Annotated in this window: 15 protein-coding genes and 2 other annotated features; of the genes, 13 read left to right on the top strand and 2 right to left on the bottom strand. The window is 36.5% G+C overall.

The genetic code is table 11. The features are described from left to right. Positions 1-26: 26 nt before the first annotated feature. The 9 genes from MKY94_RS13360 (at position 27) to MKY94_RS13320 (ending at position 8215) form a co-directional block, all read left to right on the top strand. The gene (locus MKY94_RS13360) at positions 27-1382 is read left to right on the top strand and encodes a DnaD domain protein (protein WP_151113899.1); all 1356 of its coding nucleotides are present in this window, start codon (positions 27-29) and stop codon (positions 1380-1382) included. A 9-nt stretch (positions 1383-1391) separates the two neighbouring features. Further along, positions 1392-2333, top strand: coding sequence for a primosomal protein DnaI (gene dnaI / locus MKY94_RS13355; RefSeq protein ID WP_144535447.1), 942 nt, complete (start codon positions 1392-1394; stop codon positions 2331-2333). Positions 2334-2384: 51 nt separating this feature from the next. Beyond that, positions 2385-2609, top strand: a binding site (T-box leader). Between the two features lie 124 nt (positions 2610-2733). Then, positions 2734-4659 (top strand): threonine--tRNA ligase, encoded by a 1926-nt coding sequence (thrS, locus tag MKY94_RS13350; RefSeq protein ID WP_144535449.1) that lies wholly within the window; start codon positions 2734-2736, stop codon positions 4657-4659. A 78-nt stretch (positions 4660-4737) separates the two neighbouring features. After that, positions 4738-4888 (top strand) — a sequence feature (ribosomal protein L20 leader region). A gap of 77 nt (positions 4889-4965) precedes the next feature. Further along, positions 4966-5487 (top strand): translation initiation factor IF-3, encoded by a 522-nt coding sequence (gene infC / locus MKY94_RS13345; protein ID WP_186318088.1) that lies wholly within the window; start codon positions 4966-4968, stop codon positions 5485-5487. Positions 5488-5517: 30 nt separating this feature from the next. Next, the gene (rpmI, locus tag MKY94_RS13340; RefSeq protein ID WP_144535453.1) at positions 5518-5718 is read left to right on the top strand and encodes a 50S ribosomal protein L35; all 201 of its coding nucleotides are present in this window, start codon (positions 5518-5520) and stop codon (positions 5716-5718) included. 47 nt (positions 5719-5765) lie between these two features. Further along, on the top strand, positions 5766-6125 hold the full coding sequence (gene rplT, locus MKY94_RS13335; RefSeq protein WP_144535455.1) for a 50S ribosomal protein L20: 360 nt from the start codon (positions 5766-5768) through the stop codon (positions 6123-6125). A gap of 203 nt (positions 6126-6328) precedes the next feature. Further along, on the top strand, positions 6329-6613 hold the full coding sequence (locus MKY94_RS13330) for a DUF1294 domain-containing protein (protein ID WP_144535457.1): 285 nt from the start codon (positions 6329-6331) through the stop codon (positions 6611-6613). Between the two features lie 283 nt (positions 6614-6896). Next, entirely contained in the window at positions 6897-7667 is a 771-nt protein-coding gene (locus MKY94_RS13325; protein ID WP_195761988.1) for a hypothetical protein, read from the top strand. Continuing rightward, a complete protein-coding gene (locus MKY94_RS13320; RefSeq protein ID WP_340844592.1) occupies positions 7664-8215 on the top strand; it encodes an ATP-binding protein in 552 nt (183 codons plus the stop codon). Before MKY94_RS13325 ends, MKY94_RS13320 begins: the two co-directional genes overlap by 4 nt. A 96-nt stretch (positions 8216-8311) precedes the next feature. On the opposite strand, the gene MKY94_RS13315 is transcribed toward MKY94_RS13320, so the two are convergent. After that, positions 8312-8695, bottom strand: coding sequence for a sigma-w pathway protein ysdB (locus tag MKY94_RS13315; protein ID WP_144535459.1), 384 nt, complete (start codon positions 8693-8695; stop codon positions 8312-8314). Positions 8696-8787: 92 nt separating this feature from the next. On the opposite strand from MKY94_RS13315, the gene MKY94_RS13310 reads away from it, so the two are divergent. From MKY94_RS13310 to argF, 4 genes are all read left to right on the top strand, one after another. Beyond that, the gene (locus tag MKY94_RS13310; RefSeq protein WP_144535461.1) at positions 8788-9273 is read left to right on the top strand and encodes a dUTP diphosphatase; all 486 of its coding nucleotides are present in this window, start codon (positions 8788-8790) and stop codon (positions 9271-9273) included. Positions 9274-9348: 75 nt separating this feature from the next. Then, on the top strand, positions 9349-11262 hold the full coding sequence (locus tag MKY94_RS13305; RefSeq protein WP_342577198.1) for a DUF2207 domain-containing protein: 1914 nt from the start codon (positions 9349-9351) through the stop codon (positions 11260-11262). Between the two features lie 104 nt (positions 11263-11366). Then, positions 11367-12455, top strand: a complete 1089-nt coding sequence (locus MKY94_RS13300) for a M42 family metallopeptidase (RefSeq protein WP_342577197.1) — start codon at positions 11367-11369, stop codon at positions 12453-12455. 148 nt (positions 12456-12603) lie between these two features. Further along, a complete protein-coding gene (gene argF, locus MKY94_RS13295; RefSeq protein WP_154310445.1) occupies positions 12604-13569 on the top strand; it encodes an ornithine carbamoyltransferase in 966 nt (321 codons plus the stop codon). A gap of 173 nt (positions 13570-13742) precedes the next feature. Here the strand turns inward: argF and MKY94_RS13290 are convergent, their stop codons facing one another. Continuing rightward, complete coding sequence (locus tag MKY94_RS13290; protein ID WP_342577195.1) at positions 13743-14183, bottom strand: DUF4362 domain-containing protein; 441 nt, start codon at positions 14181-14183, stop codon at positions 13743-13745. Positions 14184-14250: the final 67 nt, after the last annotated feature.

Below are 14250 nucleotides of genomic sequence, written 5' to 3'. Positions count from 1 at the left end.
TTAATTAGAGAGTAGGTTAACAAGTGATGTTATATAAGGAGCTACATTCAACAGATACATATATGATTCGCTTGCCATATTCTTTTTCTGATTATGATCGTCAGTTATTGACGTTATTTTATCAGCCGCTAGTAGGTGCTGAAAGTATTAGTCTCTACTTGACTTTATGGGCTGATGGAGAGATGAAAGATAACGAACAATGGACGCATTATCATTTATTAAACGTCTTAGGTTTGTCACTAGGTAAAATTTTTCAGGCTAGAATTGCCCTGGAAGCAATAGGCTTGCTTCGTACTTGGCAAAAGTCAACTGAGGAAGGAAGAACCTTCTATTATGAGCTCGAGGCTCCTTTAGATGCAGAGTCCTTTTTAAAGGATCCCTTATTATCTATGTTTTTACTAAATAAAATTGGGGAAAATGCATATAAACAGCTAAGAAACCGTTACATACAAAAGCCTAACTGGCATGAAGAGTTCACAGATGTTTCTAGAACGTTTGTTGATGTCTTTAAGCCATCAACAAAAACGGGTACTTCGATATCAACACAAGAGCAATTTCAATCAAAGAAACGAAATAATTCTGTACCGTTCTATTATGAAGATTTTGACTTTGTTTTATTGCAGGAAGGGTTATCAGAACAGTTGGTGCCCAAGTCAGCAATGACATTGGAAGCAAGAGAAGTAATTGCGAAATTGGCTTTTTTGTATAATTTATCACCAATAGAAATGCAAAAGGTTGTTATTTTGGCATTGGATGATGATCTCAATCTTTCTGATGCTAGATTGAAAAAAGCATGTGCCGAGTATTATAAGCTAACAGTTTCTCGAACTGCCCCAGTTCTTCAAAAAATAGAGCTAACAGAGAAACCAATACAGAATGTAGAGAAAAAGCTAACGAAAGAGGAAGAGTTGATTCAATATTTGGAAACAACTGCTCCTGCAAAGGTTTTAAAGGATATTGCTAATGGAAAAGAGCCTATACTTGCAGATGTTCAGTTAGCCAATTATTTTGTCACACATTATAAAATGCCAATTGGTGTAGTGAATGTCCTTTTACAATACGTTCTTCTGCGAACGGACATGAAACTAACAAAGAATTATGCAGAGAAGATTGCATCACACTGGATGCGTAAGGATATCAAGACGGCGAAAGAAGCTATGGAGCTCGCAAGAAATGAGCATGAGCAATATATGAAGTGGAAAAATGAAGGCTCTAAACAGAAATCCTATTCGAAAAAACCTACTAGGGAAGAAAAGGTACCAGATTGGTTTTATAAAAAAGATGACGAGCTGAAACAGTCAGGAAAAGAAACAAATGGAATTCAGGATATTGATGCAGAGAGACAAAAATTACTAGAAGAACTAGGTATGAAGAAAAGGTAGGTGAATAAAATGGAGCGGATCAATGAAACACTCAAAAGGGTGATTACTCCCGAATTTACTTCTCGATTGGACGAATTACAGCAAGAAGTATTGGAGGATCCGGGTATACAAGGATTTATAGAAGAAAACTCCGAAGATATCTCGAAACAGGTAATAAGTCGAAGTTTGAGCAAGCTATATGAATATAAATCTCAGTCTCATGATTGTAAGGAATGTCCCTCGCTAGAGCAGTGTGCGAACTTTATGAAGGGCTATGAGCCGAAGCTAGTGTTAGATCGAAACCTAATAGATGTAGAATATGTAAGGTGTAAACGAGGGGTAATAGAGGATGAACGTAAAAAAGTAACCTCTATGATAGACAGCATTCATATGCCTAAAGAAGTGATGGAGGCGAGTCTCTCAAGTTTAGATTTACAGGATGACAGTAGGGTAGTTGCGGTAAGGGCTGCTAAAGACTTCTTGAACGAATGGGAAAGAACAAATGTCTTGCCAGCTAAAGGACTCTATATTTACGGTAAGTTTGGTGTTGGTAAATCCTATCTATTAGGAGCATTAGCCAACGAGCTAGCCGCTAGACATATTCATTCTGTCGTTGTATATGTGCCGGAGTTTCTGCGAGAAATGAAACAAGCGATACAAGATCAGTCTCTACCTGAAAAAGTAGAGTTTGTGAAAAAGGCCCCAGTGCTAATGCTTGACGATATTGGAGCGGAAACTATGTCTAGCTGGACAAGAGATGAGATTATAGGGACAATACTCCATTATAGAATGTCAGAGCAACTCCCGACGTTTATGTCCTCGAACTTTAACTACGATGAATTACAACATCATCTTTCCTACACGCAACGCGGAGAAAAAGAGGTAGTAAAGGCAGGGCGTATTATGGAGCGGATTAAAGCACTCACTAATCCAGTTGCTCTACGAGGGAAAAACTGGAGAGAGCTTAAATAACTACTTGCAAATGATAAAGTCGTGGCGTATAATCATTTTCATAAGAATAAGAATAATGCGTTGAAGAGGACAATAATCAGTTTGTACGACTTATAGAGAGAGAAGCCTTGGCTGGAAGCTTCTTAAGTATCGACAATCGATTTACCACCTCCGAGCAGTAGCTGTGAAATTGAAGTAGCAGTTGCCGGTTACCGGCCCGTTAGCCGATGCAGAGCTTCGTCTATACTTGTATAGATAGAAGAAGGGTGGAACCACGATTTAAACCTCGTCCCTTTACCGGGATGGGGTTTTTTATTTTGTCTAAAATAAATAATCGTATTACCTGAACAGGCTTATCTGTTCAAGGAAAGAACAGTTTTGAAGCCAACATTTAATCTAAAACAATTAAGGAGTGTTCAAAATGGCAGATGTTATTAAATTACAATTCCCAGATGGAGCAGTAAAAGAGTTTCCTTCATCTACAACTACAGAAGAAATAGCTCAATCTATTAGCCCTGGGCTACGTAAAAAAGCTTTAGCAGGTAAATTAAGTGGTAAGCTGATTGATCTAAAAACACCTATTACAGAGGATGGGGAGATTGCAATCATCACTCCGGAATCAGATGAGGCATTAGAAATTCTTCGTCACAGTTCTGCGCATTTATTGGCACAAGCAGTTAAACGTCTTTTCAAGGATGTTAAATTAGGTATTGGTCCAGTTATTGAAAGTGGATTCTACTATGATATAGATTCTCCAGAGCCAATAACAGCAGATGACCTACCATTGATCGAAAAAGAAATGAAAAAAATCATTAATGAAAATATCGAAATTATTCGTCACGATGTTTCTCGTGAAGCAGCTTTTGACAAATTTAAAGATGACGAGTATAAAGTAGAGCTTTTAGAAGCAATTCCTGCTGGTGAACAGGTTTCTATTTATGAGCAAGGTGAATTCTTTGACCTTTGTCGCGGAGTCCATGTACCATCTACAGGCAAGTTAAAGGAATTCAAGCTATTAAGCATAGCAGGTGCTTATTGGAGAGGTAACAGTGACAACAAAATGCTTCAACGTATTTACGGAACTGCCTTCTTCAAAAAAGAAGACCTTCAAGCGCATTTGAAAATGTTGGAAGAAGCAAAAGAGCGTGATCACCGTAAAATTGGTAAAGAACTCGAACTTTTCACTAACTCATTGAAGGTAGGACAAGGTTTACCTCTTTGGTTACCGAATGGAGCAACTATTCGTCGTGTAATCGAACGTTATATCGTGGATAAAGAGTTGAAGCTCGGCTATAAACATGTATACACACCTGTGCTGGGTTCTAAAGATCTTTATGAAACTTCTGGCCATTGGGAGCACTATCAAGATTCTATGTTCCCACCAATGGAAATGGATAACGAAACATTAGTATTGCGTCCGATGAACTGTCCGCATCATATGATGATTTTCAAAAATGGCATGCATTCATACCGTAACCTCCCATTACGCATTGCTGAGCTCGGTACTATGCATCGATACGAAATGTCGGGAGCTGTATCGGGGCTTCAACGTGTTCGCGGGATGACTTTAAATGATGCTCACCTATTTGTACGTCCAGATCAAATCAAAACTGAATTCCAAAAGGTTGTAGAACTAATCATCTCTGTTTACAAAGACTTTGACTTAAATGATTATTCTTTCCGTTTATCTTACAGAGATCCAAACAACAAAGAAAAATACTTTGATGATGATGAAATGTGGGAAAAAGCTCAAAGCATGCTAAAAGAAGCAATGGATGAGTTAGGTTTAGATTATATCGAAGCTGAAGACGAGGCAGCATTCTATGGCCCTAAATTAGATGTACAAGTAAAAACTGCAATTGGTAAGGAAGAGACTTTGTCTACAGTTCAATTAGACTTCTTGTTACCTGAGCGTTTTGATTTAACATATGTAGGAGAAGACGGCAAACCTCATCGTCCGGTTGTTATTCACCGTGGAGTCGTTTCAACTATGGAACGTTTTGTGGCATTTCTGATAGAAGAATACAAAGGTGCTTTCCCAACTTGGTTGGCTCCAGTGCAAGTTGAGCTTATTCCAGTTTCCAATGAAGTGCATTTCGATTATGCGAAGCAAATTGAAGAGCAATTGGTTGCTGCTGGATTCCGTGTAGAAATGGACGACCGTGAAGAGAAGCTTGGTTACAAGATTCGTGAAGCGCAAATGCAAAAAATCCCGTACATGCTTGTTTTAGGGGATAAAGAGTTAGAGGCTGGTAACGTTAACGTACGTAAATACGGAGAACAAAATTCTGAAAGCATACCTTTCGATGAGTTCTTAACTAGAATCCAAGAAGAAGTAAAACACTAATTAATAATTATTGAATAATCTTGTTGACAACTGTTGTTACAGGTGGTATAGTTATTAAGGTTATTGAATACAAGTTTGTGGTATAAGAAGAGGCTGCCCGCTTCTCACCTGTTCGACACGTTAGGTTGTTGACTGGTAAGCACACGATCGACTGTAATATGTAGTTGCTACATATTTCTCATATCGGCGGGCAGACATAACAAATGTCTGCTCGCTTTTTTATTGGATCGAAAACGGCGTAACTGATTCGTTTCTACGGAATTTATGCCCAAACCATGTATTCGCGACACTATCTGGAGGTGGATCATTATTAGCAAAGACATGTATGTGAACGATGGCATTCGAGCACGCGAACTACGCGTTATTGATCAAAATGGTGATCAATTAGGTTTAAAAACACGTAACGAAGCACTTGAAATAGCAGGTCGTGTAAATTTGGATCTTGTCCTTGTGGCTCCTCAAGCCAAGCCACCAGTCGCTCGTATCATGGACTATGGTAAATTCAAATTTGAGCAGCAAAAGAAAGATCGTGAAGTTCGTAAAAATCAAAAGATCATCGTAATGAAAGAGGTTCGCTTGAGCCCAACAATCGATGAACACGATTTCCAAACGAAATTGAAAAATGCGATCAAGTTCCTTGAAAAAGGAGACAAAGTGAAAGCATCTATTCGCTTTAAAGGTCGTGCCATTACTCATAAAGAGATCGGACAACGAGTTTTAGATAGATTTGCAGAAGCTTGTGCGGAAGTATCCACTATCGAGTCAAAACCGAAAATGGATGGACGCAGCATGTTCTTAGTGCTTGCACCTAAGAACGAAAAACAGTAATAGAGTACAATTGTTTAGGAGGAATTCGACATGCCGAAAATGAAAACTCACCGTGGAGCTGCAAAGCGTTTCAAAAAAACGGGTACAGGTAAATTAAAACATGACCGTGCTTTTGGAAGCCACTTATTCGCTAACAAATCTACTAAAGCTAAACGTAAATTACGTAAAACTAAAGTAGTTTCTTCAGGCGATTACAAACGTATCAAAACTTTACTTACTTACATGAAATAATTTAAACGAAATCAAATTATTCGAAAGAATAGCAGGAGGTAATGAACATGCCACGCGTAAAAGGCGGAACAGTGACGCGCAAGCGTCGTAAAAAGGTATTAAAATTAGCTAAAGGTTATTACGGTTCTAAACATACATTATATAAAGTAGCAAACCAACAGGTTATGAAATCATTAATGTATGCATACCGTGACCGTCGTCAAAAGAAACGTGATTTCCGTAAATTATGGATCACACGTATCAATGCGGCAGCTCGTATGAACGGACTTTCTTACAGCCGTTTAATGCACGGATTAAAATTAGCTGAAATCGAAGTTAACCGTAAAATGTTAGCTGATTTAGCTGTAACTGATGCAGCAGCATTTACACAACTTGCTGATGCAGCAAAAAAAGCAATCAACAAATAAGTTAGATGAAAAGGCTGATAGATTTTCTATCAGCCTTTTTTTTACAATCTAATGCTTTTCTCCATTTGTTACCTGCGGTAAATATAGGCTTTTGTGCATTTGGTTATGTCTAGCCGCAGTGAGGTGCTGCCTCCTACGCAATTCTTTAGTCACTTGTTGGAGCAGATAAAGGCACTTACGTTTTTCTGAGAGGAGGGACAATTATGGTAAATGTAATTCTCATTTTTATCTTGTTAATGTCGGTCTCAGCGTTCTTTTTGATGGGCTATGACAAATCACAAGCAAAGAAAAAAGGACAAAGGGTTCCCGAAAAAACTTTATGGACTTTTGCCATCTTTGGAGGTGGAATTGGTGCATATTTAGGGATGCAGCTTTTTCATCACAAAACAAAGCATACCAATTTTCGTGTAGGCTTTCTCATGTTACTAATTTTGTATATATTTTTAATTGTTTGGTTGTTAACGGATAATAGTCCTCTAGTATTCTAATTTAATTTAGAAGAATCTTTAGATTGATACGAAATAATTACATTCGTATAAGACTCCTGCGGGAGCAGGGAGACAGATAAGACATCACTTACGGCGCGGAAGCGACGGTGATGGCTTATCGCTCCCCCCGCGGAAAGCGTCCGCCGAAAGCTGAAATTTCCCCATTATTTGTTCATAGCTTTTAACGAGGTAAGCATTTTCGTGGAGCGAACCTTATTAATTTCTTACTTTTCACTTTATTTTTTATTATATAATAAATAGAGAGGAAAGGGAGGAATGACATATGAAACATATATACGCTTTTGAAACACCATATGAGGCTGTTAAATACTTAGAAATAATAGAGTCCTTTAAAGTTAGATTAAAAGACTTTAAAGCCTTACTAGAGGAAGAGTATGAATTAAATGAACCGCCTAAAGGATTCGTCTGGACTCCAGTAGATTTAGCTACTAGTACCTTTTCGGACATTCCAATTCCAGCTTATACAAATCGAAATCTAATCTATATGACACCAGACATTGGTGAATGGAGAAATTTTTTCATGAAAATATACGGAGATGTAGAGAATGATTTGATAAAAGATTTCTATCAACATTTTAAGGACGAAGGCGTCTTAACGATAGCTGGTCACGAAATGGTTCACCATTTAGATTTGTTTCCCGATGAGTTTGATGAGGAACGAGATAGCATTTGGTTTGAAGAAGGAATGTGCGACTACATAGCTAGGAAAAATTTATTGAACCCTGAGGATTTTGAAATAATCACTAATGTTGAATTAGCAATTGTAGCATATTATAAGGATCAATACGGAAATAGAAGTATAGATGAATTTGGAACTAGTTCCTATATTAATGAGTTATCCAGTATTATGTATGATTATTCTCGAAGCTTTTTAACCGTTAAGCATTTGGTGGAAGAGCAAAATAATAATAACCCGATAGAAGTATTTAAACAATACAAGCAATGGTATGAAACGGGAAGAAAAGAACCTTTGAGCACTTTTTTTAATGTAGAGAACTTATTTATAACCCTTAGCAACAAGGCAATCTTATGAAAAACAGAATCGTTATAATGACTGTCGGAAAGACACATAGTGGTAAAACAACATTTGCTAAACTATTAGAAAAACATTTAGCAAACTCAGTGATAATTGATCAGGACAATCATGCGGAGTTTTTAGCTACTCATTACATAAACTTATTACCAAAGATGGCTAGCAATAAGTTGAAATATGGGCTTACACAAATGATTGTCGATTATGCCGTTAAAGAGTCGGATTGCCATCTTATTTTGTGTAACTCCAATAGAAATATTAATGGTAGAACTAGATTTCTAGATTATTATAAGAGTTCTGGTTTTAAGACAGTGGTTGTGTATTTTGATATACCTGAAGAGATATTAAAGGATAGACTTACGGCTAGCAAGCGCAGTTCATCGATCTTAAGAACTGCTTCTAATTTTGAAGAAGTACTTATTCGACAAAATTTAGAAGAAGTAGTTGAACCAACAAAAGAAGAGGCAGATTATTTGTTTGTGATTAAAAAACAACAGGATGTGCAGATTATAGTAGGAGATATAGTTAAACTTGCACAATTAAAATGAGTATCACCATCTATTCATGCATCCTATTACAATTCCTATATATTCTATAAAAGAGCTCTCGAATGAAATTATTTCGAGAGCTCTTCCTTATAATTATTACTCTTCCTTCATCAGCTGCTCGATTGGACTCTTCCAATTAATCGTAGCGTCAGGGTAATTCATTAGTATTTCTTTTTGGAGGAAATAGAAATCCTCTTTTGTGAATCCTTGAAGCTTAGAAGGATCTTTAATCCAAATGAAAATAGATACTACCTCAAAAGCCTGTTCGGTAGTACCAAGATATTTTTCACCTTCAAACATTGCGCCTTTGTAAGTGATAAAGAAGTTTTTACGAACGTTTTTAATATCATCATAGTAATAATACTGATCTTTTTCATAGGCTTCGTCTAGCTTTCGTTTAGGATCAAATAAGTATCGCAAAATTTTATAAAATAAATATATGATTAATGCAATTATTAGTAATCTTAAAATATGGACCATTAAAATGTCCTCCTTGTAAAATACATGATAATTGCTATACGATATAAGAAGTAGTTTGGTTTCAAAATAAATTAAATTTTTTGGAGGAAAATATGAATTTACAAAAACTTTTTAAAATGCAACGAGAATTAGACAGCTATATTGAAACAAATATGAAAGTAAATGAGGATGTATTTCAAAGAAAAGGTTTAGCATTAATCGTAGAATTAGCAGAATTGGCTAATGAAACAAGATGCTTTAAATTTTGGAGCAATAAAGGAGCGTCTGAGAGAGAGGTAATCTTAGAAGAATACGTAGATTCTATTCATTTTTTATTATCATTAGGTATAGAAAAAAAACTGGATTATCTAGAGGTTTGGCCACAATCTAATCTGAAACAAGAAATAACTGAGATTTTTCTTATGACAAATTCAGCTATATTAGATTTTCTTACTAATCCATCAGAAAATCGATATGAAAAAGTATGGATTATGTATGGGGCTATAGCAGAAAAACTTGGTTTCTCCAGTGAAGAAGTGCTGAATGCCTATATATCCAAAAATGAAACCAATTATGAAAGACAGAAAAATGGCTATTAAGTTTTAAATGTGAAACTTTTTTAAGTATTTTCCGTACGATATGTATCTTGATAATATTGGTATGGGAGGTGCTTTATGAAAAAGTTATTATATTTCTTGGTATCTTTAGTGATCGCTTTTCTATCCTTTGGTTCGGTGGCAGAAGCAAAATCATTCAGCATTGACAAAGTACACATTAAATCTTGGATACAACCAAACGGCGATTTATTAGTTAATGAGGTATTTACTTATAATTTTGATGGGGCCTTTACCAATCTATATAGAGAATTTCCTGATACATACGATGATAGGGTAGTAAATTTCTATTCCTATGAGCTTAAAAGTCTAGATATGGAGCCAGGTTTTGTAGGAGAAGAATCGATGATTCCATTAAGTGTATCCTATGAAAATGACTATTTTAGTACGATTATTGATAAATCAAATGAAAAGGTATCCTTTTTTTATGCTTATACACTAAAGGATGCAGTAAAGTCTTATGAAAATTATAGCGAGCTAAAAGTGACTTACTTTGATGGGAACGCTCATGATCAAACCTATGAGAATGTTACAATTGATTTTATCCTTCCGCAACCAATGAATCCTGATCGTTTTGATGGTATTATGTTTGATCGGCATGCGGTAAAACGTGAGAAAAATCAATATGGGGTTAGGTTTGTGACTCCTAAATCAGAGGCGTATTCTACAACCAAGACTAGTTTTTACTTTCCATCTTCAGTGATGACAGGGATGTCGAAGATTAAGTCATCTCAAACGTTAAGTGATGCTTTTGCTATAGAACAACAAACATTTGACGAGACGTACAATCGATTAGAGGGGATGGGAGAAATAAAGAATCTCATTCCCAAAATAATTATTGGGTTGCTAGTGACTGCATTATTATTCATAATCTTATTGCCACAGAGACATTTTTGGAGAAGGGGATCTGAAAGAGATATCCTAGATACGGATGTTTTATATCTTTTTTTTGTGGACTCCGTAGGTAACACCAGTCGAAAAAGCTTTTTGGCAGGTTTATTTTCATTAGTAGAAAATGGAGCATTAAAAGTTATGAAAGGAAAGGCAGCGGTTCGTTTCAAGAATGATCCCAAATCACCAAAAGAGACACTTGAGTTTCAGTTGGTCGATCGAAGCATCGCTAAGGCTGATTTTGAAAATATAATGATAAATTGGTTATTCTCATCAAGAAAAGGATCGATTAAATCAAAATTTAATTTGCATGATATAGCTGGCGCGGCTAGAGAAGAGAAAAGTCAAAATGACTATTTTGTTCATCGAAAAAGAGATTTTAAAGAAAAGCAAAAAAAATGGGAATCGGCAGTTGAATCCGAGATGAAAGAAGCTGGAGCTTTTAATGATAAGATACCACTTACTATTTTAAGTATGGCGACCATTATACTGGCTATACTATTCTCTATTGCCTATTTTGTAGACTTAAGAAGCAGTTGGGGGATAGCATGGATTATAGGTGTTTCCTTGGTGTATATTGTAATACTATGGGTAAAGAAAAAGTCTAAACTATGGCTATTTTTATATATAGCATTCATGTTTTTTGCAAGCGCACAACTGGTAGATGAACAACTGTTCAATCAAACCTTTAATTTATTGTTTGCTTTCATTGTTTTATATATTGCTGTTCCAAGGAATATTTTATCTATGAATGCGGTCAGAGCGAAAGATTCTATAAGAACTTTTAAAAGAGCACTGAGAAAGCGTAAAAAAGAGAATGTTCCTTTATATTCTGAAGAAAGCTGGGCTATTCGAGCGTATTTGTTTAAAAGAAGACAACAAACTTTCCCTCTTGAAATGGCCACAGTTCCATTGGCAGGTTTGTTATTAGTAGAAACAGATCCTATGAATTATGTAATGGATTCATGGAGATGGACTAAGGGTTCCCTATTTTCTGGTGATGGTTCCTCAGGTTCCTCAACTTCATCCTCTGATGGTGGAGGTAGCTCTGGTGACGGTGGAGGAGGCGCTGGTGCAGACTAGTTATTTTATCACTAGAAAACTTGAAGATTCTTTAATAAATATTTTGAATATGCATTCAATTTGTCATATAATTAGTTGATGAGTATATTTAGGAGGTCGAAATAATGACGAAATTAGATGAAACATTAACAATGCTTAAAGATTTGACCGACGCAAAAGGAATACCAGGTAATGAGCGTGAGCCACGTCAAGTGATGGAGAAGTATATCGCTCCTTATGCAGACAAAATTGAATATGACAATCTTGGAAGCTTGATTGCTGAAAAAGTTGGTGATGCCAATGGCCCAAAAATTATGGTAGCTGGTCATTTAGATGAAGTAGGCTTTATGATATCTAAGATTGATGATAAAGGCTTTTTAAGCTTTCAAACAGTAGGAGGCTGGTGGTCACAAGTAATGCTAGCTCAACGTGTTACGATTGTTACACGTAAGGGAGAAACAATTACAGGTGTTATTGGTTCGAAACCACCGCATATTCTAAGCCCAGAGGCTCGTAAAAAACCAGTTGATATTAAAGAAATGTTCATTGATATTGGTGCATCCTCTAAAGAAGAAGCAATGTCATGGGGAGTAATGCCAGGAGATATAGTCGTTCCATATTTTGAGTTTTCTGTTATGAACAATGAAAAACTATTACTTGCAAAAGCATGGGATAACCGTATTGGCTGTGCCATTGCTATTGATGTCTTAAAAAATTTACAAGGTCAAGATCATCCTAATATCGTTTATGGTGTCGGGAACGTCCAAGAAGAAGTAGGTCTTCGTGGAGCTAAAACGTCTACAGCAAAAATTAACCCTGATATCGGCTTTGCAGTTGATGTGGGTATCGCTGGTGACACTCCTGGAATTTCACCTAAAGAATCTACAAGTAAAATGGGAGACGGCCCACAAATCGTTCTATTCGATGCTTCTATGGTTTCACATAAAGGCTTACGTGATTTTGTAGTGGATACTGCCGAAGAAAATAATATCCCTTACCAATTCGAAACAATTGCTGGCGGAGGAACAGATGCGGGATCCATGCACATCTCATTAAACGGGGTACCATGTTTATCGATTGGAGTCGCTACTCGTTATATTCATTCACATGCAGGAATTCTGCATAGAGATGATTATGAGAATACAGTTAAGCTAATTGTGGAAGTTATTAAAAAGCTAGACCGTGATACAGTAAATAATATTACTTTTAACTAATTATAAAAGACTAATGAAGGTTGCAATAGTATTCCTCATTAGTCTTTTTTATGTATAAATAAATGTATATAAATCCACTTGACTTTATAAATATTCATATTTATAATAAAAAATACAGAAGGATACGGAAAAGAAGGGGATTAAATTTATGAAACTATTGGAATGGGTAAATCTGAAAATGGTTGATAGCTTAAAAGGAAAAGACCTTTTAACTCTCTTGGATTACTCAAAAGAGGAAGTGAGTGAATTGCTAGAGCTTGCCACAAATTTAAAATCGTTGACAAAAGCAGGGAAATGCCCGCCGCTGTTAGAAGGTAAAACACTTGGGATGATTTTTGAAAAGCATTCTACTCGTACAAGAATTTCTTTTGAAGTAGGAATGAAGCAATTAGGCGGTAATGGTATGTTCATGAATGCACGTGATTTACAAATTGGGCGAGGAGAATCTGTATATGATACTGCTCATGTTTTATCTGGTTATTTAGATGGCATTATGATTCGTGCCAATTCACATACAATGGTAAGAGAGCTAGCTGAGCATGCGAGTATTCCAGTGATTAATGGATTGACAGATCTTTATCATCCCTGCCAGGCATTAGCGGATATACTTACTGTGCAGGAAGTAAAGGGCTATACGAAGGGACTAAAGCTAGCATATGTTGGAGACGGAAACAATGTAGCACATTCCTTAGTTATAGCGGCAGCATACATGGGTATGCATATAGCAGTTGCAACACCGATAGGCTATGAACCGAATAAAGAAATTATGGAAAAGGCCAAGGCTATTGCATTGGATAATGAAGGCTCATTATTTGTATGTAATGATCCCATAGAAGCAGTAGTGAATGCAGATGTAGTGTATACAGATGTATGGACTTCTATGGGACAGGAGGAAGAAGCTGCTAAGCGCTTAGAGGAATTTAAGGAATATCAGATTAATGATAAGCTTGTAGCCAATGCAAAGCCAGATTATATATTTCTCCATTGCTTACCAGCCCACCGAGAAGAGGAGGTTGCCACATCTGTCATAGATGGACCAAACTCATATATCTTCCAACAGGCAGAAAATCGCTTGCATGCACAAAAAGCCGTACTTGCTTCGTTAATGGCTTAAAAGTATTGAATAACTGTAACGACAGGGTGTGTCCTACAGTTTATATATATGCGATGTCGCTTATCTAGAAGGATGACTTCATCGCTACATAGGAAGAGTGATTCGGGAGACGCCGAGTCACTCTTTATTATTTTTCTTCATTTTAATGATACAAATATAGAGAGGACCATTTGTTAGTGATGGATGACCAGTACGTTCTTGTCATACTCCTCCTGGCAGCCTTCTAACTCGTAATCCGTTCTCGTTTTGGATTGGACAGTGACTAAGGAGGTACAAGATGTTGTCTTCAAGCTACCTGCACCAAAATGATCTCTTCTTGTATCTAATTTAGAGATAATAACGTTTCCATCGTATGCTAGATCACGAAGTATGGGGTCTCCTTCTGTGGTATAAGTAACTATACGAATATTGTCTTTTTGTTCATTATTCAAGTTGCTTAGAAACTCCTCAAATCTATTAAAATTCTGCAAGTCTCCATGTGTATCAACTATGTCCTCTGAACTAGGTGTATAATCTGGCACCGATGGTAGCTGTGATTGAATGACAGACCCCTCTTCTTGACATCCTATCAGTAACATTGGAAAAACAAAAAAGAACATGAACTCCTTTTTCATTTCTTACCTCCTTTTTAGTATTAGTCGGGAACGCTTCCTGAATGTTACATTTATAAAAATAGAGATA

Origin of the sequence: Psychrobacillus sp. FSL K6-2843 (assembly GCF_038626375.1) — a bacterium.
Lineage (GTDB): Bacteria > Bacillota > Bacilli > Bacillales_A > Planococcaceae > Psychrobacillus > Psychrobacillus faecigallinarum.
The sequence above is the reverse complement of the archived record's forward strand: the minus strand, read 5'-3'. Positions and strand labels throughout refer to the sequence as shown.